Annotated in this window: 18 protein-coding genes, 2 pseudogenes and 1 riboswitch; of the genes and pseudogenes, 15 read left to right on the forward strand and 5 right to left on the reverse strand. The window is 72.9% G+C overall.

What is annotated here, in order from left to right:
- Nucleotides 1-166 precede the first annotated feature (166 nt).
- A riboswitch (SAM riboswitch) is annotated at nt 167-285 on the forward strand.
- A 205-nt stretch (nt 286-490) separates the two neighbouring features.
- The gene (locus tag ABD329_RS27805; RefSeq protein ID WP_198277323.1) at nt 491-1,891 is read left to right on the forward strand and encodes an aminotransferase class V-fold PLP-dependent enzyme; all 1,401 of its coding nucleotides are present in this window, start codon (nt 491-493) and stop codon (nt 1,889-1,891) included.
- A 625-nt stretch (nt 1,892-2,516) separates the two neighbouring features.
- Here the strand turns inward: ABD329_RS27805 and ABD329_RS27810 are convergent.
- Nucleotides 2,517-2,798: an Lrp/AsnC ligand binding domain-containing protein gene (locus ABD329_RS27810; RefSeq protein WP_020872014.1), complete on the reverse strand. Its 282-nt coding sequence runs from the start codon at nt 2,796-2,798 to the stop codon at nt 2,517-2,519.
- Nucleotides 2,795-3,529 (reverse strand): rhomboid family intramembrane serine protease, encoded by a 735-nt coding sequence (locus tag ABD329_RS27815; protein WP_344317071.1) that lies wholly within the window; start codon nt 3,527-3,529, stop codon nt 2,795-2,797. The genes ABD329_RS27810 and ABD329_RS27815 overlap by 4 nt, the downstream gene beginning before the upstream one ends.
- A 153-nt stretch (nt 3,530-3,682) precedes the next feature.
- Here ABD329_RS27815 and ABD329_RS27820 point away from each other — a divergent pair, with 153 nt between their 5' ends.
- The 6 genes from ABD329_RS27820 (at nt 3,683) to ABD329_RS27845 (ending at nt 11,077) form a co-directional block, all read left to right on the forward strand.
- Nucleotides 3,683-3,928, forward strand: a complete 246-nt coding sequence (locus tag ABD329_RS27820; protein WP_344317072.1) for a hypothetical protein — start codon at nt 3,683-3,685, stop codon at nt 3,926-3,928.
- A 17-nt stretch (nt 3,929-3,945) separates the two neighbouring features.
- Nucleotides 3,946-5,307: an NYN domain-containing protein gene (locus ABD329_RS27825; RefSeq protein ID WP_344317073.1), complete on the forward strand. Its 1,362-nt coding sequence runs from the start codon at nt 3,946-3,948 to the stop codon at nt 5,305-5,307.
- A gap of 457 nt (nt 5,308-5,764) precedes the next feature.
- Nucleotides 5,765-6,796, forward strand: a complete 1,032-nt coding sequence (locus ABD329_RS27830; protein WP_344317075.1) for a C40 family peptidase — start codon at nt 5,765-5,767, stop codon at nt 6,794-6,796.
- 220 nt (nt 6,797-7,016) lie between these two features.
- Nucleotides 7,017-8,180 (forward strand): C40 family peptidase, encoded by a 1,164-nt coding sequence (locus ABD329_RS27835; protein WP_344317076.1) that lies wholly within the window; start codon nt 7,017-7,019, stop codon nt 8,178-8,180.
- Between the two features lie 31 nt (nt 8,181-8,211).
- Nucleotides 8,212-9,486, forward strand: coding sequence for a hypothetical protein (locus tag ABD329_RS27840; RefSeq protein WP_425574386.1), 1,275 nt, complete (start codon nt 8,212-8,214; stop codon nt 9,484-9,486).
- Nucleotides 9,487-9,934: 448 nt separating this feature from the next.
- Nucleotides 9,935-11,077 carry a glycosyltransferase family 4 protein gene (locus tag ABD329_RS27845; protein WP_198281906.1) on the forward strand — a complete coding sequence of 381 codons (1,143 nt, stop codon included), beginning with the start codon at nt 9,935-9,937 and terminating at the stop codon, nt 11,075-11,077.
- 241 nt (nt 11,078-11,318) lie between these two features.
- Here the strand turns inward: ABD329_RS27845 and ABD329_RS27850 are convergent, their stop codons facing one another.
- The gene (locus ABD329_RS27850; protein WP_198281448.1) at nt 11,319-13,115 is read right to left on the reverse strand and encodes an AMP-dependent synthetase/ligase; all 1,797 of its coding nucleotides are present in this window, start codon (nt 13,113-13,115) and stop codon (nt 11,319-11,321) included.
- 252 nt (nt 13,116-13,367) lie between these two features.
- Here ABD329_RS27850 and ABD329_RS27855 point away from each other — a divergent pair, with 252 nt between their 5' ends.
- From ABD329_RS27855 to ABD329_RS27880, 7 genes and pseudogenes are all read left to right on the forward strand, one after another.
- Nucleotides 13,368-14,129, forward strand: coding sequence for a metallophosphoesterase family protein (locus tag ABD329_RS27855; RefSeq protein WP_198281447.1), 762 nt, complete (start codon nt 13,368-13,370; stop codon nt 14,127-14,129).
- Between the two features lie 66 nt (nt 14,130-14,195).
- Complete coding sequence (locus ABD329_RS27860) at nt 14,196-14,636, forward strand: SRPBCC family protein (RefSeq protein ID WP_198281446.1); 441 nt, start codon at nt 14,196-14,198, stop codon at nt 14,634-14,636.
- 125 nt (nt 14,637-14,761) lie between these two features.
- Nucleotides 14,762-15,607: pseudogene (locus ABD329_RS48305) on the forward strand (ArsA family ATPase); the annotation flags it as partial.
- A 360-nt stretch (nt 15,608-15,967) separates the two neighbouring features.
- A pseudogene (locus ABD329_RS48310) lies at nt 15,968-16,165 on the forward strand (ArsA family ATPase); the annotation flags it as partial.
- Between the two features lie 121 nt (nt 16,166-16,286).
- Nucleotides 16,287-16,754, forward strand: coding sequence for a DUF5304 family protein (locus ABD329_RS27870; protein WP_344317079.1), 468 nt, complete (start codon nt 16,287-16,289; stop codon nt 16,752-16,754).
- A 57-nt stretch (nt 16,755-16,811) separates the two neighbouring features.
- Nucleotides 16,812-17,753: an ROK family glucokinase gene (locus ABD329_RS27875; protein ID WP_020872028.1), complete on the forward strand. Its 942-nt coding sequence runs from the start codon at nt 16,812-16,814 to the stop codon at nt 17,751-17,753.
- A gap of 16 nt (nt 17,754-17,769) precedes the next feature.
- Complete coding sequence (locus tag ABD329_RS27880; RefSeq protein WP_344317080.1) at nt 17,770-18,603, forward strand: endonuclease/exonuclease/phosphatase family protein; 834 nt, start codon at nt 17,770-17,772, stop codon at nt 18,601-18,603.
- Nucleotides 18,604-18,650: 47 nt separating this feature from the next.
- Here the strand turns inward: ABD329_RS27880 and ABD329_RS27885 are convergent, their stop codons facing one another.
- Together ABD329_RS27885 and ABD329_RS27890 are read right to left on the reverse strand one after the other, a co-directional pair.
- Nucleotides 18,651-19,274: a hypothetical protein gene (locus ABD329_RS27885; RefSeq protein WP_344317081.1), complete on the reverse strand. Its 624-nt coding sequence runs from the start codon at nt 19,272-19,274 to the stop codon at nt 18,651-18,653.
- Complete coding sequence (locus ABD329_RS27890; protein ID WP_344317082.1) at nt 19,267-20,085, reverse strand: alpha/beta hydrolase; 819 nt, start codon at nt 20,083-20,085, stop codon at nt 19,267-19,269. Before ABD329_RS27890 ends, ABD329_RS27885 begins: the two co-directional genes overlap by 8 nt.
- Nucleotides 20,086-20,210: 125 nt before the next feature.
- Between ABD329_RS27890 and ABD329_RS27895 the strand changes: the two genes are divergently transcribed.
- Nucleotides 20,211-20,951 (forward strand): lysophospholipid acyltransferase family protein, encoded by a 741-nt coding sequence (locus tag ABD329_RS27895; RefSeq protein ID WP_344317091.1) that lies wholly within the window; start codon nt 20,211-20,213, stop codon nt 20,949-20,951.
- Nucleotides 20,952-20,960 lie beyond the last annotated feature (9 nt).

Below are 20,960 nucleotides of genomic sequence, written 5' to 3' on the forward strand. Positions count from 1 at the left end.
CGCCCACGCGGCGGAGCCGCATGTCGATACAGCCGCGGCGGAGCCGCACATCGACACAGCCTCGCGCCCCTTCAGGGCGCCGCCGAACTCCTTACGGCGCCCATGGTCTGTCCGGGATGCGGACAGACCATGGGCGCCGGCCTACGGCATGGCATACTCCTGCCCAGGTCACGAGCGACAGCGACTACGGCCCCGGCCCGCTGTCCGGCAACCCTCCGTCCGTGGCGGGGTGCCCCGGGTGATGACCAGGCCGCCAGGCAGCGAGGCCGGCGGCAAGCGCGGACCCCTCGCACTAGGGGTCCTGGTGGTCGAGGGAGTTCTTCCGTGATGCAGCGAATGCGTTAGGGCCGAGCGGCCCCGTCTCTCCTCAATGTGCTCCGCGCGGTATGGCCGTGCGTCGAGCGATTTTCCGCGCCCTTACGGCCGGCTCGCCGCCGCCGCCGTTTCCGGCGCGTCACGCATTCCTTCAACCCCTTCGGGAGACTTCGCCATGTCCGCACGCCCTGCCGCCACCGCCACTGCCACCGCCACTGCCACCACCTCCGCTGCCGCCGCCTGTGAGCCGCTGCCCGTGCTGGGCGGCGACGTCCTGGTGCCCCTGGTCACGGGCGGCGAGGTGACCTACGCGGCGCTCGACTACGCCGCCAGCGCCCCCGCGCTGCGGCGGGTCTGGGACGACATCGCCGCCTACGCGCCGTACTACGGCAGCGTGCACCGCGGGGCGGGCTACCTCTCGCAGCTGTCCACCGACCTGTTCGAGAACAGCCGTAAGGACGTCGCGGCCTTCCTGGGCTGCCGCGAGGACGACCAGGTCGTCTTCACCCGCTCCACCACCGATTCGCTCAACCTCCTGGCCGCCGTGGCGCCCCGGGGCACCGAGGTCTTCGTCTTCGAGACCGAGCACCACGCCTCGCTGCTGCCGTGGGAGCAGCGGGAGGACGTCACCGTCCGCTACCTCAGCGCCCCGCGCTCCCCGCGGCAGGCGGTGGAGACGCTGGAGAAGGCGCTCGCGGGGCGCGCCGGGGGCCCGGCGCTGGTGTGCGTGACCGGCGCGTCCAATGTGACCGGCGAGCTGTGGCCGGTGCGGGAGCTGGCCGCGGCCGCGCACGCCCACGGCGCCCGTATCGTCCTGGACGCCGCGCAGCTGGCCCCGCACCACCCCGTGGACATCGCCGAGGCGGACGTGGACTGGGTGGCCTTCTCCGGGCACAAGCTGTACGCGCCCTTCGGGGCCGGGGTGCTGGCCGGGCGGGCGGACTGGCTGCGGGAGGCCCGGCCGTATCTGGCGGGCGGCGGCGCCAGCCGTAAGGTCACGCGCAGGGAGGACGGCGGCGTCGACGTCGAGTGGCACACCACCGCCGCCCGGCACGAGGCGGGCTCGCCGAACGTCATCGGGGTCTACGCGATCGCGTCGGCGTGCAAGGCGCTGACCGAGGCCGGTTTCGAGGGCCTGGTCGCCCGTGAGCGGCAGCTGATCGAGAAGGTGCGGGCGGGGCTGGCCGCGGTGCCCGAGGTGCGGGTGCTCTCGCTGTTCGGCGACGACGCGCCCCGGGTCGGCGTGCTGTCGTTCGTGGTGGAGGGCTGGAACAGCTCCCACTTCGCGGCGGCGCTCTCCGCGGAGTACGGCATCGGCGTACGCGACGGTCTGTTCTGCGCCCATCCGCTGGTCCGCACCCTGCTGGACAGCGAGCCCGACGAGCCGGGCGAGTGCGGCGCGCCCGAGGCCGCGCCGGGGGAGCGGTCGCTGAACGCGATCCGGGTCAGCTTTGGGGCGGGCACTCCGGACGAGCATGTGGAGCGGTTCGTGGGCGCCGTGAAGGAGCTGGTGCGCGACGGCGCCCGGTGGACCTACCGCACGGAGGACGGCCGCTGCGTCCCCGACCGCGGCTGAGACCCAACGGGCCTCGTGGGCCCCTGGGCCCCTGGGCCCCTGGGCCCTGGGCCAAGCGTTCGGGAGCGCCGGGCCCTGCGGGGGTGTCCGGGGGTTCTTTCCCCTCCCCGCCCCTTCCCGCAACCAGGGGCTCCGCCCCTGGACCCCGCGATCAGCTGACCGCCCTGCGAGGGCAGGGGCCAGGGTGCCTGCGGGGCGGGCGGTGAGGGCGCGAATGCCCGCACCGGCGGGCTGGCCGCGTCTGCGGCCTACGTGGCGGATGACCGCAGCCGGGTCGGCCCGGCCGGGACCTGGGGCGGAGCCCCGGTTCCGCGGGGGTGAGGGGGCGGTCGTCGCTGTTGTGGGTGTCGGCGGCGGTGGGCTGATCGTGGTCGGTTCGTCAGCGCGGGCGCCCGCGCGCCTTCGGGTCGCCCGGCCGGGGCCTGGGGGCGAGCCCCGGTTTCCGCGGGGGTGAGGAGGTGGTCGTCGCTGTCGTGGGTGGCGCGGGCGTCCGCGCGCATCCAGAGGGTCCGGCTGGGGTCTGGGGCGGAGCCCCAGTAGTGGGAAGGGGCGGGGAGGGGGGAAGCACCGATATGCGGCTCCGCCGCGTGGCCCGCCGCAGGCGCCACGCGCCGCCTGACAGCCGTCAGCCGTCCAGCCCGATCGCGAACGCCGCCTCCAGGTCGTGCTGCGAGTACGTCCGGAACGCGATATGGGTCTCGGTCGACGCGACCCCCGGCAGCTTGCTGATCTGGCCCGTGATGATGTCCGCGAGGTCGTCGTGCCGGGCCACCCGCACCATCGCGATCAGATCGTGCGCGCCGGTGACCGAGTAGACCTCGCTCACACCCTCCAGCGCGGCGATCTTCTCGGCGGTCTCCGGGATCTGGTCCACGTTGGTCTTGATGAGCACGATCGAAGTGATCACGGCTGGCTTTCTCCCTCACTGGGCCGGGCTGCGCCGCCCACTCTAGCCGTCCGCCCGAACCGGGCCCACGCGTAGAGAAAGCCGAGCGTGAAGCCCACGAGATGGGCGAGATAGGCGACGCCGGGGCGGTCGTCGGCCTGCCGGGCGGCCAGCCACTGGAGGGCCACCCAGAAGATCAGCACCGCCCAGGCGGGAAACCGCAGCGGGAGGAAGAGCAGGAACGGGAAGAGGCTGGTCACCCGGGCCCGGGGAAACAGCCACAGAAAGGCGCCGAGCACCCCGGAGATGGCCCCGGAGGCGCCCACCAGGGACTGGGCGGAGTCGGCGTGCGCGGCGGCGTAGCCGAGCAGCGCCAGATAGCCGGTGGCGAGGTAGAAGACGGCGAACTGGAGACGGCCCATCCGCTCCTCGGTCATCGCCCCGAAGACATAGAGGAACAGCATGTTGCCGAGCAGATGCAGCCAGTTGCCGTGCACGAACAGCGCGGTCAGCGGGGCGAGCGGCTGATCGGGGTCGCCGCTCCACAGCGCGGTGGGCACCACCCCCCAGCGCTCGAAGTACGTGGACTGGGCCTCCATCAGCCGCCCGCCCGAGCCGTAGCCGGGGTTGAGCCCCGAGGCCGGCCCGAGGACGAAGATCAGGCAGCAGCTGACGATCAGGCCGTACGTCATCCAGGGGCGGCCGGGCCCCGCCATCCAGGGGCGGTGGCGCCCCGACGACGTCTCGATCATGGGCAGATCATTCCGTACCGGACACAACCTCCACAGAGCGCCTCGCCGCGCTCCGCCGGGTCATGGGGGGCGGACGGGCCCGGCACGGGCCAGGGCTCAGGCCGTAGGGTTACAGGACGCCGCCGACGAGCCGAGAAGCGAGGACCCGCAACCATGGCCGTGCCCCTGCCGACCGACCAGACCCGCTGGCGTTGCACACTGTGCGGCAATCTCACCCGGTTCGATGTGACCCGCTCGACCAGAGCCGTGGAGTATGTGCATCTCGACTTGGCGGGGGAACCCAGAGTCGAGGAACGCGAGGTGCTCGGTGAGACCATTGAGTCAGTGCGTTGTCGCTGGTGCAACGCGGTCGACCAGGTCGAACTCGTGGATCGTCCGAGCACCGGCCAGAGCGCCTGAGAACGGAGCGGTGACAGGTGGTGGAGCGGACCGGTGACCCCGGGGCGGCCGGTGACGCCGAGGGCGTCCCCGAGGCGCTGGACCGCCCCCTGCCGGAAGGGGTGCGACGGCGCGTGGTGGCGCTGGTCGCGGATGCCTTCGGCGGGCTGACGGTCACCGAGCTGCCCACCCAGCTGCGGCAGTACGCCCGTTTCACCCCGACCCGCCGCGCCAAGTTCGCGGGCAACGCGATGGCCGCCGCGGTGGAGAGCGACCCCGTCTTCCGGCAGCGGATCGCGGGACGGCTGCGGGAGACCCAGCGGGAGCTGGCCGAGGCGATCGAGGGCGGGTCGCCGCCCGCCGCGGCCGATCCGGTGGATGTCGCGGCGGTGGCGTATGTGCTGCGCCCGGTGGGCTGGGTCAAGCTGGTCGAGGCGGCGGGCGAGGAGGCCCAGCGGGCCTCCGCCGAACGGGCCGGTGAGGAGGCGGCGCGCGAGCTCCAGCGGCTGCGCGACGAGCTCGCGGAGGCCAAGGCGGCCACCCGGCACGAGACGGAGCGGACGCGCACCGAGCTGGAGTCGGCCCGCAAGGAGAACGACGTGCTCCAGCGCAAGCTGCGCAGCGCGCAGAGCGATGTGAAGCGGGGCGCGGCCGCGCTGCGCAAGATCGAGGCGGAGCTGGAGTCCGTGCGGTCGGAGGCGGCGGCCCGTCAGGCCACCGCGGACAGCGAGGCACGGCGGCTGCGGGCCCGGCTCTCGGAGGCGGAGTCGGCGCTGGAGGCCAGCCGGCGGGCGGTGCGCGAGGGCCGCAGCGTGGAGGACATGCGGCTGCGGCTGCTGCTGGACACGGTGCTGGACGCGGCGCAGGGGCTGCGGCGCGAACTCGCCCTGCCGCCCGCGTCGATGCGCCCGGCGGACACGGTGGACGCCGTGGAGCCGGGGAAGATGACGCCGAAGGACATAGCGACCAGGGCGCTGTCGGAGATGGACCCGGCGCTGCTGGACCAGCTGCTCGCGCTGCCCCAGGCGCATCTGGTGGTGGACGGCTACAACGTCACCAAGACCGGCTATCCCACCATGCCGTTGGAGAAGCAGCGGCTGCGGCTGCTGGGCGGTCTGGCGGTGCTCGCGGCCCAGACGGGCGCGGAGATGACCTGTGTCTTCGACGGGGCGGAGCTGGCCGCTCCGGTGCTGCTCGCGCCGCCGCGCGGGGTACGGGTGCTGTTCAGCAAGCCGGGTGTGACGGCCGACGAGTTGATCCGGCAGCTGGTGCGGGCCGAGCCGCCGGGTCGTCCGGTGGTGGTGGTGTCCACCGACCGCGAGGTGGCCGACGGGGTGGCACGCGCCGGAGCGCGCCCCGTGGCATCGGCATTGCTGCTGAAGCGGCTTGCCCGTTCCTGAGCCGACGTAGCTCGAACCTGAGCCGACGTAGCTCGAACCTGAGCCGACGTAGCTCGAACCTGAGCCGACGTAGCTCGAACCTGAGCCGACGTGCCCCGAACCGCCCGGCCCCGCGCCCCGGTTGCCCCGTTTCTCCGTTCCACGGCCGAACTGCCCGAATCACTTCGAATGGCTTCACAAGTCTGACCCGGGGCACTTGTGGTGTCAGCGGAGCGTCATCGGTCATCACTGCCTGTACGATATTTGTAAAAGATGCCTCCGTGGACCGACTTTTTTGCCGTCGGGATTTGAACGGATCACGGCGGGGTCACTATCGTCAGCTCGAACCTTCGCGCGGTTGATCACCCATCCGGGGTGACAGCGGAGGTACCGCCGAGTCCGCGCCCTGTCGCGGAGCCGGGGCTTCACAACCCCCCAACTCCCGGTAGGCGGCTGGAGGAAGAAGGAGCTCGCCTTCGTGGCGTCCCACCGTCGACCCAAGCAGCCGAGCCGCACTCGGGTAACCGTCCTCACCGCGACCGCGACCGCGGCCGCCGCCGTCGCGCTCACTTCCCAGGCCGCCCAGGCCGCTCCGAAGCAGGACAAGAAGGACGTCAAGGAGCAGGTCGACAAGCTCTACGAAGAGGCGGAGCAGGCGACCGAGAAGTACAACGGCGCCAAGGAGAAGCAGCAGAAGCTGGAGAAGCAGGTCGGCGATCTCCAGGACAAGGTGGCACGCGGCCAGGAGGACCTGAACAAGCTGCGCAACGGCCTGGGTTCGATGGCCACCGCGCAGTACCGCTCCGGCGGGATCGACCCCTCGGTGCAGCTGCTCCTCTCCTCCGACCCGGACACCTACCTCGAGAAGGCGTCCACCCTCAGCCAGTTGAGCGGCAAGCAGGCCGAGTCCCTGCGGAAGATCGCCGACAAGCAGCGCACCCTCAAGCAGCAGCGCGAGGAGGCGTCCACCAAGCTCCAGGACCTTGCCGACACCCGTAAGGCGCTCGGCAAGAAGAAGGACGAGATCCAGGGCAAGCTGTCCAAGGCCCGGAACCTCCTCAACACCCTGACCGCCAAGGAGCGCGCCAAGCTGGCGGCCCAGGACGCCGAGCGCGCCAACCGCTCCAGCGAGCGCGTCGACCTCGGCAACGAGGTGCCCGAGTCGGGGCGCGCCGCCGCCGCGCTGGCCGCCGCCAAGACGAAGATCGGCCTCCCGTACGTCTGGGGCGCGACCGGTCCGTCCTCCTTCGACTGCTCCGGACTCACCGGCTGGGCCTACCAGCAGGCCGGGGTGCAGCTGCCGCGCATCTCCCAGGACCAGGCGAACGCCGGCACCCGCATCAGCCGCGGTGAGCTCAAGCCGGGCGACCTGGTGCTCTTCTACGGCGACCTGCACCACATAGGTCTCTACGCGGGCAACGGCCAGGTGCTGCACGCGCCCAAGCCCGGTGCCGGTGTGCGCTATGAGTCGATGGACAACATGCCGTTCCAGTTCGGCGTCCGGGTCTGATCCGGAAGTCCCGCGAACCAGGTTTCAAACCGCCTCAACTGCCATCCTTTCGGGCGAATCTCCAGCGCCCTCGCTGATCCCCCGCCCCGCCGGTGACCTGCGTCAGTCGGCGGGGCGTCAGTGTGTCCGCACACCACGGCCGTTGGACCGTGACCAGCGCCGCGGCTACTGTCTGCCCGCAGTTCTCAGCCCGACACTGCGGAAGGGAGTGCGGCTTCCCATGGCGTCCTGTCGCCGCGTCGCGAAACCCCGGTCCGGCCGGGCCACCGTCTGGACCGCCGCCTCGGCGGCCGCGGTGGCCTCCGCCGCCGCGCTGTCCGCCGTGCCGGCCGGTGCCGAGCCGCACGACCCGGCGGGCCGTCCGTCCGCCCGGTCCACCGGCGACCGGATCGCCACGCTCTACGCCCAGGCCGAGCGGGCCACCGAGCGCTACAACGCGGCGGAGACGCGCGCCCGGGCCCTGCGCCGCCAGGTCGGCCGGATCCAGGACCGGGTCGCCCGCGGCCAGGGGCGGGTCAACCGGATGCGGACGGCGCTCGGCGCCCTCGCGGGCGGGCAGTACCGCACCGGAGGGATCGACCCGGGCCTCGCCCTGCTGCTGTCCGGGGACCCCGCCCAGTACCTCGACCGGGCCGCCACCCTGGACCGGATCACCAGCCGTCAGACCGCCCAGCTGCGGGTGTTCCAGAGCGCCCAGCGGACGCTGCGGCAGGAGCGCGCGGAGGCCGCGGCCAAGCTGGTGAAGCTGGAGCACAGCCGTAAGGAGGTGGCCCGCCACAAGCGGGCGGTCCAGCACCGGCTGGCCACGGCGCGGCGGCTGGTGAACGCGCTGCCGCCGGGGGAGTGGGAGAGCTACGCGCGCCGCGCCTCGCGGGCGGGCGGGCGGGAGCGGGCCGCCCTCGCCGGGCTGGTGCCGGGCGCCCTGCCCGGCGGCCGCTCCCCTTCCGGTCCCGATTCCGGCTCCGGTTCCGGTTCCGGTTCCGATTCCGGTTACGGCTCCGGGGAGCTCCCTGGCGGGCCGCACGCCCTACCGTCCTCGGGGCGGGCCGCCGCGGCGTTCGGCGCGGCACGGGCGGCCCTGGGGCTGCCGTACGCATGGGGCCAGGCAGGTCCCACCGCCTTCGACTGCTCCGGGCTGATGCAATGGGCCTACGCCCACGCCGGGGTGGCCATTCCGCGCACCTCACAGGCCCAGGCGCACGCCGGGCAGCCGGTGCCGCTGTCCCAGGCCCGCCCCGGCGATCTGGTGGTCTACCGCTCCGACGCCAGCCATGTGGCCATGTACGCGGGCAACGGGCAGGTGATCCACGCCCCTTACCCCGGGGCGCGGGTCCGCTACGACCCCGTGGGCATGCTGCCGATCTCTTCCATCACTCGCGTCTGAAGCCGGCGCGCGGGCTCGTACGATCTAAGACGTGGCGGGTCGGTGGAGATCGGGCGGATGGCGGGCGCTGCTGTGCCTGCCCCTGGTGGGCGCGTTCTCCCTGACCGCGCTGAGCGGCTGCGGACCGGTCCCCGCGCCCGACGACCCCGAGGGACGCGACGGCCGGGCCGTGCAGCGCATGCTGGACCAGCGGGCGGCCGCGGTCCGGGAGCGGGACGCGGACGCCTTCCTCGCCACCGTCGACCGCGGCTCGGCCGGGTATCTGGCCGAGCAGCGACGGGTGTTCCGGCAGATGTCCGCCGTACCGCTGCGCTCCTGGACCTACCGCCTGGTGCGCACCGGCGGCTTCGACCCCGCGCGGGTCGGCGGCCGCAGCCTCGCCGCACAGGTCGAACTCCGGTACCGGCTGAAGGGGTACGACACCGCGCCGGTCGTCTCCGCCCAGTACCTCACCCTCGCCCGGCGCGGCGGGCAGTGGTACGTGGCCTCCGACGACGGTGTGGTGGACGGCAAGCGCGGTATGGAGCAGTTGTGGGACCAGGGCACGGTCGACGTCGTGCGCGGCGCCCACAGCCTCGTGCTGGGCGTCGGGCAGGACCGGCGGGTGCTGCGCGCGGTCGCCGACACCGCGGACCGGGCGGTGCCCGTCCTGGGCAAGGTCTGGCCCCATGAGTGGGCCGGGCGCGTCGTGGTCGAGGTGCCCGCCTCGCTGAGCCGGATGGCCGCCCTGCTCGGCGCCTCGGCGGACGGCTACCGGGGGATCGCCGCCGTCACCACGGGCGAGGTCGGCGGGGCAGGTGACGAGACGCCCGCCGACCGTGTGATCGTCAACCCCGAGGCGTACCAGGTACTCGGCGACTTCGGCCGACGCGTCGTGATCACCCATGAGACGGCGCACGTGGCCACCCGCGCCGCCACCAGCGCCGCCACCCCGCTCTGGCTCTCCGAGGGCTTCGCCGACTGGGTGGGGTACCGCACCCCGGGCCGCACCCCCCGCCAGATCGCCCCCGAGCTCACCGAGGCCGTCACCGCGGGGCAGCTGCCCACCGCGCTCCCGCGCGACGACGACTTCCGGTTCGGCAGCGACCCCGACCGCCTCTCCCGCGCCTATGAACAGGGCTGGCTGGCCTGCCGCCTGATCGCCGACACCTGGGGCGAGAGGAAGCTGGTCGACTTCTACCGCGCGGTGGGCCGGGCGCATGAGCGCTCGGGCGCGGTGGAGTCGGCGCTGCGGAAGGTGCTCGGGGTGAGCATGGGGGAGTTCACGGCGCGGTGGCGGAAGTACGTGGCGACCGAGCTGGGCTGAGCACTGTGCCCGTGCGTGGCGGGCGGGCTGGGTTGAGCAGTGTGCCCGTGCGTGGGGACCGGACTGGGCTGAGCGCCGCCCCGGGGCCCCGGCCCAGTGTGTGGCGGCCGAGCCGAGCTGGGCGCCGTTACGTGGCGGGCGAGCTGGGCTGAGTCCCGCCCCGGGGCCCCGGCCCCGGCCCAGTGTGTGGCGGCCGAGCCGAGCCGGGCGCCGTTACGTGGCGGGCGAGCTGAGCCGAGCGCCGCCCCGGGCCCGGCCCGCCCCAGTACCTGGCGACCGAGCTGGGCTGAGCGCCGCCCCGGGGCCCGGCCCGGCCCAGTGTGTGGCGGCCGAGCCGAGCCGGGCGCCGCCGCCGTGCGTGGCGACCGAGCCGGGCCGCACCGCCCCGGGCCCCCGGCCCGGACGCGGCGGAGCGGGCTCGCCGCCGTACCCGGTACTGTCGGCCACGATGGACAAGACCCTGCTCGTGACCAACGACTTTCCGCCCCGCCCCGGTGGCATCCAGGCGTTTCTGCACAACATCGCGCTGCGCCTGGACCCGGACCGGATCGTCGTCTACGCCTCCACCTGGAAGCGCGGCCGGGAGGGCGGCGAGGCCACCGCCCGTTTCGACGCCGAGCAGCCGTACCCGGTCGTCCGGGACCGCACGACCATGCTGCTGCCCACCCCGCGCGTCACCCGCCGCGCGACCGCGCTGCTGCGCGAGCACGGCTGCACCTCGGTGTGGTTCGGCGCCGCCGCGCCGCTCGGGCTGATGGCCCCCGCGCTGCGCGCGGCCGGGGCGCGGCGGCTGGTGGCCACGACGCACGGCCACGAGGCCGCCTGGGCGCAGCTGCCCGCCTCACGGCAGCTGCTGCGGCGGATCGGCGGGGCCACGGACACCCTCACCTATCTCGGTGAGTACACCCGCTCCCGTATCGCCGCCGCGCTCGACCCCCGGGACGCCGCCCGGATGGTCCAACTCCCGCCCGGGGTGGACGAGAAGACCTTCCACCCCGGCTCGGGCGGCGACGAGATCCGGGCCCGGCTGGGCCTGGCCGGGCGCCCCGTCGTGGTCTGCGTCTCCCGGCTGGTGCCGCGCAAGGGGCAGGACACCCTGATCCGGGCCATGCCGAGGATCCTCCGGCGGGTGCCGGACGCGGTGCTGCTGATCGTCGGAGGCGGGCCGTACGCGAAGGACCTGCGCCGCCTCGCGGAGACCACGGGCGTGGCCGGGTCGGTGCGGTTCACCGGCCCCGTCCCCTGGGAGGAGCTGCCCGCCCACTACGGCGCGGGCGACGTCTTCGCCATGCCCTGCCGCACCCGTCGTGGCGGGCTGGACGTCGAGGGACTCGGCATCGTCTACCTGGAGGCGTCCGCGACCGGTCTGCCGGTGGTCGCGGGGGACTCGGGCGGCGCGCCGGACGCGGTGCTGGACGGCGAGACCGGATGGGTCGTACGGGGCGATTCCGCCGAGCAGAGCGCCGAGCGCGTCGTGACCCTGCTGGAGGACGCCGAGCTGCGCCGCCGCATGGGCGAGCGGGGCCGCGCCTGGGTGGAGGAGCGCTGGCGCTGGGATCTGCTGGCCGATCGCCTCACGTCGCTGCTGTGACGGCTCAGGGGCTCAGAGGGTGTCCGGCGGATCGGGATCCCGTTACCAGGGGCTTCGCCCCTGGCCCCGGGGTCTGGGGCGAAGCCCCAGTTTCGGGAAGAGGCGGGGAGGGGAGCAGCCCGCCGCAGGCGTAGGGGGCAGGGAGGGGGAAGCATCGATATGCGGCTCCGCCGCGTGGTCCGCCGGACGCCCGGCAGGGCCCGGGGCGAGCCCCGGGCCCGAGCCGATGACCTGGCGGCCGTCAGCCGCGGTAGATGGCGTCGATCTCCGAGGCGAAGTCCTTCGCCACCACGTTCCGCTTCAGCTTCAGCGAGGGCGTCACATGCCCGGAGTCCTCGGTGAACTGCGTCGCCAGGATCCGGAACTTCCGGATCGACTCCGCCTTGGACACCGCCGCGTTACCGTCGTCCACCGCCTGCTGGATCTCCGCCAGCAGGTCCGGGTCCTCCCGCAGCTCAGCCACCGTCACGCCCTCGGGCTTGCCGTGCTCGGCCGCCCAGCGCGGCAGGAACTCCTCGTCCACGGTGACCAGCGCGCCCACGAAGGGACGGCCGTCGCCGACGACCATGCACTCGGCCACCAGGGCATGGGCCCGGATCCGGTCCTCTATCACCGCCGGGGCGACGTTCTTGCCGCCCGCGGTGATGATGATCTCCTTCTTGCGGCCGGTGATGGTGAGGTAGCCGTCCTCGTCGAGCGTGCCCACGTCCCCGGTGTGGAACCAGCCGTCCGACAGCGCCTCGGCCGTGGCCGTCTCGTTGTTCCAGTACTCGGTGAAGAGGTGCTCACCGTGCAGCAGCACCTCGCCGTCGTCGGCGATGCGCACCACCGTGCCCGGCATCGGCTGCCCGACCGAGCCGATCTTCTGCCGGTCCCAGGGGTTGAAGGTGGTCGCCGCGCAGGACTCCGTCAGGCCGTACCCCTCCAGCACCGTGAAGCCGATGCCCCGGTAGAAGTGGCCCAGCCGCTCGCCCAGCGGCGCCCCGCCGGAGATGGCGTGGGTGGCCCGGCCGCCCAGCACCGCCCGCAGCTTGCTGTAGACCAGCCGGTCGAAGACCTTGTGCTTGAAGCGGAGCCCGAAGGACGGGCCGCCCGGGGCGTCCAGCGCCTTGCTGTACTCGATGGCGGTGTCGGCCGCCTTGTCGAAGATCTTGCCCTTGCCCTCGGACTGGGCCTTCGCCCGCGCCGAGTTGTAGACCTTCTCGAAGACGCGCGGCACACCCAGCACCAAGGTGGGCCGGAACGCGGCGAGTTCATCGGTCAGGGACTTCACATCCGGCACATGGCCGAGCTTGATCGGCGCCAGCACCGCCGCGACCTCCACCAGCCGCCCGAAGACATGGGCCTCGGGGAGGAACAGCAGCACCGACGACTCACCGGTGTCGAAGATTGGCTTGAGCCGGGCCACCGCGTTGCCGCACTCGGCGAAGAAGCTGCGGTGGGAGAGCACACAGCCCTTGGGGCGGCCGGTGGTGCCCGAGGTGTAGACGATGGTGGCGGGGGAGTCGGCGTTGGCGATCGAGGAGCGCTCGTCCACCTTCTCCTCGGCCACGTGCTCGCCCAGCTTCCGCAGCGTCCCGATGGCGTCGCCCTCGATCCGCCAGACGTGCTTCAGGTCGGGCAGGGTGTCCCGGACGGCCTCGACGGCGGCCTCGTGGACACCGGTCTCGACCAGTGCGGCCACCGCGCCCGAATCGCTGAGGATCCACTGGACCTGCTCCGGTGAACTCGTCTCGTACACCGGCACGGTGACCCCGCCCGCGCTCCAGATGGCGAAGTCGAGCAGCGTCCACTCGTAGCGGGTTCTGGACATCAGGCCGACCCGGTCGCCCGGCTCCACTCCGGCCGCGATCAGTCCCTTGGCGGCGGCGCGCACCTCCGCCAGGAACGCGGTCGCGGTCACGTCCTCCCATCGGTCGTCGACCTTGCGGCCGACCACGGCGACATCGGGATGCTGTGCGGCATTGCGGCGGATGAGATCCGTCAGATTGCCGTCGGCCGGAACCTCGTACAGGGCCGGAAGGCTGAACTCGCGCAAGACTGCTGCTCCTCGTGGGGCGCCGGCGCCGCTACAGGGCATGGGGGGTGGTGGACGGCCCGGACGTTACCCATCGGTACGCTTCCGGGATAGGGGTTCCTGCCCAGATGTTTGATGCGTCACACACCGCCTTCGTGCTGCCCGCAGACTAGTCGACGGGCGCCGCGTCCGCTAAGGAACCGCAGGTAGACGCGGGGCGGTGCGGCCAGAACACCTTACGGGCGCGGGCCCTTACGTCTTAGGGTGACACGCATGCGAGTCCACGTGGTGAGTGACGTGCACGGCAACAGTGAGGACCTCGAGAAGGCCGGTGACGGTGCGGACGCTCTGATCTGCCTCGGTGACCTCGTTCTCTTCCTCGACTACGCCGACCACTCACGTGGCATCTTCCCCGATCTCTTCGGGGTCGAGAACGCCGACCGGCTGGTCGAACTGCGCACCGCCCGCCGCTTCGAGGAGGCCCGGGCGCTCGGCAACCGGCTGTGGGAGGGGCTCGATCGCCACGCGGCGATAGAGGCCGGGATCCGCCGCCAATACGCCGAGCTCTTCGCCGCGTTCCCCACCCCGACGTATGCCACCTACGGAAATGTCGATATGCCGTCACTGTGGCCGGAGTACGCCCAGTCCGGCACCACCGTCCTGGACGGTGAGCGCGTCGAGATCGGCGGGCTGGTCTTCGGCTTCGTGGGCGGCGGGCTGCGCACGCCGATGCGCACCCCCTATGAGATCGATGACGAGACCTACGCGGCGAAGATCGCGGCGCTCGGCGAGGTGGACGTGATCTGCACCCACATCCCGCCGGAGGTGCCCGACCTCTGCTACGACACCGTCGCCCGCCGCTTCGAGCGCGGCAGCGCCGCCCTGCTGGAGGCGATCCACACCGTCCGTCCCAAGTACTCCCTCTTCGGCCATGTCCATCAGCCGCTCGCCCGCCGTATGCGGATCGGGGCCACCGAGTGCGTCAATGTCGGACACTTCGCCTCCTCCGGCACCCCCTGGACCCTGGAGTGGTGACCCGCGCGCGGTAGCCTTCAGCCGCAGAGGACCCATGCGGCGGACCGGTACGGAGGAGCCACGGCGATGGCGGAACACACCAGCTCGAGCATCACGATCGAGGCGGCCCCGGCCGACGTGATGGAGGTGATCGCCGACTTCGACCGTTACCCGGAGTGGTCCGGTGAGGTGAAGGAGGCCGACATCCTCACCAAGGACGCACGGGGGCGCGCCGAGCAGGTGCGGATGCTGCTCGACGCCGGCGCGATCAAGGACGACTACACCCTCCAGTACAGCTGGACCGGGGACGACCAGGTCAACTGGTCCCTGGTCAAGTCCCAGATGCTGCGCACCCTTGACGGCTCCTACCGGCTCTCGGCGCGCGACGGCGGCAAGAGCACCGAGGTGACGTACCAGCTCACGGTCGACGTCAAGATCCCCATGCTGGGCATGATCAAGCGCAAGGCCGAGAAGGTCATCATCGACCGCGCGCTCGCGGGGCTGAAGAAGCGCGTCGAGGGCGCCTGACCCGCCCGGACCACCCCGGGCGCCGACGGTGCCCGGGGTGCTCCACGGCGCGGGGTACGCTCCGGCGGGTGCGGATCACCGGACCCGCGCCGCGCACACCGACCCCCCTGCCGGAGGCTCTCCACATGCGTACGGTCCTCGTCACCGGTACCGGCGGCGCGGGGCGCACCACCGTGGCCGCCGCGACCGCCCTCGCCGCCGCCCGCGAGGGGCAGCGGACCCTGCTGCTCACCGCCGACTCCGACGGCACCCCCGAGGCGCTGCTCGGCATCGGCGCGCCGCGGGCCGTACCCGGGCGTCCGGCGGACCGGCTGCCGTGGTCCGTGCCCGTCGAGCCGGCGCCGGGGCTGTGGGCCGCGCGGATCGTCACGGACGAGTGGTTCCGCGGTGAGCTGACCGCCCTCCAGGACCGCGGCCACGGCCTGTTCGACCTGCTCGGCGCCACCCCGCTGGACGGCGAGGAGCTGACCGCGCTGCCCGGGGTGGAGGCCATCGCGCTGCTGCGCGCCCTGCGCGCCGCCCAGACCGCCCCGCCCGGCACCGGCTGGGACGTCCTCGTCGTCGACATGCCACCCGCGCCGGACACCGTCGCGCTGCTGGCGCTGCCCGAGCAGCTGCGGCGCTATCTGCGGCGGCTGCTGCCCGCCGAGCGGCAGGCGGCCCGTGCGCTGCGGCCGATGCTGGCCCAGCTGGCGGGGGTGCCGATGCCCGCGCAGAAGCTGTACGAGACGGCCGAGCGCTGGGAGCGGGAGCTGGCCGCCGTCCAGGGTGTGATCGAGTCCGAGGCGACCACCGTACGGCTGGTCGTGGAGCCCGGGCCGCTCGCCGACCGGGCGGTGCGCACCGCCCGCGCCGGGCTGGCGCTGCACGGCTGCCGGGTGGAGGCGGTGATCGCCAACCGGCTGCTGCCGACCGGCACCTCCGACCCGTGGCTCGCCGCGCTGTCGGGCCAGCAGCAGGACGCGCTCAAGGAGCTGTACGAGCAGTGGGCCCCGGCCATCCCGGTCCGTGAGCTGCCGCATCTGGGCCGCGATCCGCACGGCCTCGGCGACCCGCGGCCCGCCGAGCCGCACTCGGTCGAGCCGTACTCCGCCGAGCCGTACTCCGCCGAGCCGTACTCCGCCGAGCCGTACTCCGCCGAGCCGTACTCCGCCGAGCCGTACTCCGCCGAGCCGCACCCCGGCGACGGCGTCCGGCGTGCCCCGGCCGGGCTCGCCGACCTCGCCGGGGCCGTCGGGGCCCCCGGGGCGCGGCCCGACCGCCCCGCCCCCGACCCCTGGACCGTCGAGGACCGGCTGGCCGAGGCCGGGGTGCTGCTGTGGCGGCTGCCGCTGCCCGGCGCCGGCCGCGACGGGCTCTCCCTGGTGCGCCGGGGCGACGAACTGATCGTCACCGTCGCGCCGTTCCACCGGGTGCTGCCGCTGCCGTCCGCGCTGCGCCGCTGCACCGTGTCCGGCGCCGGGCTGCGCGACGGATGGCTCCAGGTGCGCTTCACCCCCGACCTGGACCTGTGGCCGAAGCGGCTCTGACACCCGCGTCCACGACGGCCGGTCTCCGGCTCTGACCCCACCCCCCTCCTTCGGGTAACGTCGGTCACAAGCCCGGATGAACGTCACCGGGCAGCCCGCATCCCCGCCGCAGGAGTTCGCCATGAGCGATGCCACCGAGCGCCCCCCGGAGCCCCCGGTCACCGAAGTGCCGGTCACCGAGATCGATCCCGACGCCTGGGAGCGGGCCTGTGAGGAGGACCTCGCGGCCGAGCGGGCCAGGCAGCGGGCCCGGCAGACCACCGAGGAGCCGGGAAGCGTGGCCGAGGAGTTCCTCAAGCTGGCCGACGCGCTCGCCGAGAAGGTCGCCCAGACGCCGATCGCCGGGACGGCAGTTCAGGGGGCCGTACAACAATTGATCGCACAGGCGAAAGCCGGCGTAGAACCGGTCATAGAGCGCAATCCAGAGGTTTTCGAACATCTCGCCAGCGCCGGATCCGAGCTGCTCGCCGCCTATCGCGCCGCCGTTACCGGCCAGGAGCGACGCTGGACCCAGGGCACGGAGGGTGACCCCAAGGGCGACGGCGAGAAATCCGAGAGTTCGAGTAGTGAACACATCGACCTCGACTGAGCGACACCTCCGGTACCGTTAGCCTCGGCGGGGTTCGACCAAATAACTGAGGGACTCATGGGACTCACCATCGGCGTCGACATCGGCGGCACGAAGATCGCGGCCGGCGTGGTCGACGAAGAGGGCTCGATTCTCGAGACGAGCCAGGTTTCGACCCCGCACACTCCCGAGGGAGTCGTCGACGCCATCGCGGACGCGGTGCGCATCGTCAGCGAGGGGCATGAGATCGAGGCCGTCGGCATCGGCGCGGCCGGCTATGTGGACGACAAGCGCGCCACGGTGCTCTTCGCGCCCAACATCAACTGGCGGCACGAGGCGCTCAAGGACAAGGTCGAGCAGCGCGTCGGCCTGCCCGTCGTGGTGGAGAACGACGCGAACGCCGCGGCCTGGGGCGAGTACCGCTTCGGCGCCGGGGTCGGCCATGACGACGTCGTGTGCATCACCCTCGGCACCGGCCTCGGCGGCGGCATCATCATCGGCGGCAAGCTGCACCGCGGCCGGTTCGGCGTCGCGGCCGAGTTCGGCCACATAAGGGTCGTCCCGGACGGACTGCTGTGCGGCTGCGGCAGCCAGGGCTGCTGGGAGCAGTACGCCTCCGGCCGCGCCCTGGTCCGCTACGCCAAGCAGCGCGCCGCCGCCACCCCGGAGAACGCCACGGTCCTGCTCGGCCTCGGCGACGGCACCTCCGAGGGCATCGAGGGCAAGCACATCAGCGACGCCGCCCGCCAGGGCGACCCCGTCGCCATCGACTCCTTCCGCGAGCTGGCCCGCTGGGCCGGGGCCGGGCTCGCCGACCTCGCCTCGCTCTTCGACCCCTCGGCGTTCATCGTCGGCGGCGGGGTCTCCGACGAGGGCGATCTCGTCCTGGAGCCGATCCGCAAGTCCTTCCGGCGCTGGCTGGTGGGCAATCAGTGGCGTCCGCACGCCCAGGTGCTCGCCGCCCAGCTCGGCGGCAAGGCCGGGCTCGTCGGCGCCGCCGACCTGGCTCGCCAGGGCTGAGACGCGAGGGGGGAACGTGCCGCTCGCGGACCTGCCCGGATCCACCACCGGCCCGGAAGCGGCGGTGGTGCGGGTGCTCAGCTACAACATCCGCTCGATGCGGGACGACCGCGAGGCGCTGGCCCGGGTGATCCGGGCCTGTGCCCCCGATGTCGTCTGCGTCCAGGAGGCGCCGCGCTTCTTCCGCTGGCGCAAGGCCGCCGCCTGGCTGGCCCGGGAGACCGGCCTCGTCTACACCACGGGCGGGGCCACCGCCGCCGGCCCGATGATCCTCACCTCGCTGCGCGCCCATGTGGAGCGCGCCGAGGACACCCTGCTGCCGCGCGTCCCCGGACTGCACCGCCGCGGTTTCGCCACCGCCGTGCTGCGCTTCGGCGGCGGCCACCGCGACACCGGCCTGCGCGACATTGGCCTCCGCGACAGCGGCCGCCCGGAGAACGGGGGTGGCAACGGCGTCCGGCTCGGCGTGGTCAGCTGCCATCTGAGCCTCGCCGAGGCCGAGCGCTACGAACAGGCCGGGATGCTGCTGGACCATCTGACCGGGCTGGACGTCCCGTACGCCCTCGCGGCCGGTGACATCAACGACCGACCGGACGGCCGCGCCTTCCGCCGGATCGCGGGGAAGCTGCGGGACGGCTGGGCCACCGAGCCCTGGGGGAGCGAGGCCACCTTCTCCCCCACGGACCCGCACCAGCGCATCGACGGGATCTTCGCCTCGGAGGGCATCGAGATCATCGGCTGTGGGGTCCCGGCCGGGCTGCCGGGCGTCACCGACGCGGACCTCCGCGCGGCCACGGACCACCTTCCGGTGCTGGCCGCGCTCAGACTGCCCCGGGTGTCCCCGGTCTGAGCGGCCGGGTGTGAACCGGAGCCGGGGCGCGCCCGGCTCCGGAGCGGTCAGACGACGGCGCCGCGCCCCGGGTCCTCGTCCTCGTCCTCGTCGTCGTCCTTCATCCGCAGCACCAGTGTGACGAAGCCGCCCAGGAATCCGCCGACGCCCAGCGTGGCGATCCACCAGACCATCTCCACCTGGAACAGCACCACTCCGAGCAGCAGCAGCGGCCCGCCCAGCACTCCGAGCCAGGCGAAGCGGGAGGTGGTGTCGGACTCGGGCAGCGGGGGCGGCTCGGGCGGGACGAAGTGGCCCTCGTCGGTCTCGTCGAAGTCGTCCTCGGACGGCTCCTCGGGCTCCCAGTCGCGGGGGCCCACCCCCGGGGCGTAGACGATGAAGCCGCCCGGCTTCCCGGTCTTGTCGGGCTTGGTCAGCCCGCCCGTGGCCGCCTCGCCGCCACCGGACCCGTCGGCCTCGGCGTCGGTGTCGGTGTCGGTGTCGCCGTCCGCCGCGGACCGGCGGTCCCGGTCCCGGTCCCGGTCCTCGTTGAGGTTCTCGGCGGCGGGCCATCGCTCGGCGCCCGGCGGGTCCGGCGGCTCCTCCCCGTACGCGGCGACGATCGCGGCGAAGGCGGCGTCGTCGTCCCGCCGCGCGTCCGCCTCGTTCTCATTCGAGTCGCGCTCAGCCACTGGCCGCCGCCCCCTCCTTTCCACTGCCCTTCCCGAGCCCGGTCCGGGTGGTGTCCTCACCCATACCCGCCGTCAGCCGGGTGATGAACGTGTCCGTCTCCTCGAAGATGAACTCGGCGTCGTGGTCCAGCGTCGCCACGTGGTAGCTGCGCTCCAGCAGCCGCTCGGTGACGTCCCGCGAGGACACCTGACTCAGGATGCGCTCGGAGTCGGCCGGCGGCACCACATGGTCCTGCGGGCTGTGCATCACCAGCAGCGGCTGGGTCACCTGCGGCAGTTCGGCGTCGACCACCCGGTAGAAGCGGCGCATCGAGTGCACGGCGTGCAGCGGCATCCGCTCGTAGCCGGACTCCCGCGCCCCCGGCTTGGCGATGTCGCTCACGATGCCCTTCACCGACGGCACCAGATGACGCAGCACCGGAAGGGCCACGGCCAGCGGATCGTGGATGCGGTTGGCCGGATTCACCACGGCCACGCCGCTGATCGCCGCGCCGTGCTGGGCCGCCAGCCGGAGCGCCAGCGCCCCGCCCATCGAGAGCCCGCAGACGAACACCCGCTCACAGGACCGGGAGAGCCTGGTCAGCTCGCGGTCCACCTCCGCGTACCAGTCCTGCCAGCCGGTGACGGCGAGATCCTGCCAGCGCGTGCCATGGCCGGGAAGCAGCGGCAGCGAGACGGTCAGACCACGTGCTGCGAGATGGTCGGCCCAGGGCCGGACGGACTGTGGGGAGCCGGTGAATCCGTGACAGACGAGGACGCCGATCTCTCCGCCGTCGTGGCGGAACGGCTCGGCTCCGGGCAGGAGCGGCACCACGGATCTCCGTTCGCTGGGGAAGCGGGCTCGACGTCCTCAGCGTACGCGGCGCGCCGCATACGGGGTAGGCAGGTTAAGGTCTCCTCGTCGGATACAGGAGGTCCCGGTTGTTCTACAGCGCAATGAAGCTGTCGGTGGGTGGCGCCTTGAAGCTCACCTTCCGGCCCTGGGTGGAGGGGCTGGAGCACGTCCCCGCCGAGGGTCCGGCCATCCTCGCGAGCAACCACCTCTCCTTCTCCGACTCCTTCTTCCTGCCCGCGGTGCTCGACCGCAAGGTCACCTTCATCGCCAAGCAGGAGTACTTCACCACCCCCGGGGTCAAGGGGCGGCTCACCGCGGCCTTCTTCAAGGGCGTCGGGCAACTCCCGGTGGACCGCTCGGGCTCGCGCGGCGCCGGTGAGGCCGCCATCAAGGCGGGCATCGATGTGATCAAGCGGGGTGAGCTCTTCGGCATCTACCCCGAGGGCACCCGCTCGCCCGACGGCCGGCTCTACCGGGGCAAGCCGGGCGGTCTGGCCAGGGTCGCGCTCGCGACCGGCGCCCCGGTGATCCCGGTTGCGATGATCGACACCGAGAAGATCCAGCCTCCCGGCAAGGTCATGCCGAAGCTGATGCGGCCCGGCATCCGGATCGGCAAGCCGCTGGACTTCAGCCGCTACCACGGCATGGACGGCGACCGCTTCATCCTGCGCTCGGTGACCGACGAGGTCATGTACGAGATCATGAAGCTCTCCGGCCAGGAGTACGTGGACGTCTACGCCACCGCCGCCAAGCGGCAGATCGCGGAGGCGGAGACGGCCCGGAAGCAGGCCGAGAAGAAGCAGGCCGAGAAGGAGAAGGACAAACACAAGTCCGGCGCTTGAGCCGCGTCG

Source organism: Streptomyces javensis, assembly GCF_039525925.1.
GTDB classification, from domain to species: domain Bacteria; phylum Actinomycetota; class Actinomycetes; order Streptomycetales; family Streptomycetaceae; genus Streptomyces; species Streptomyces asiaticus.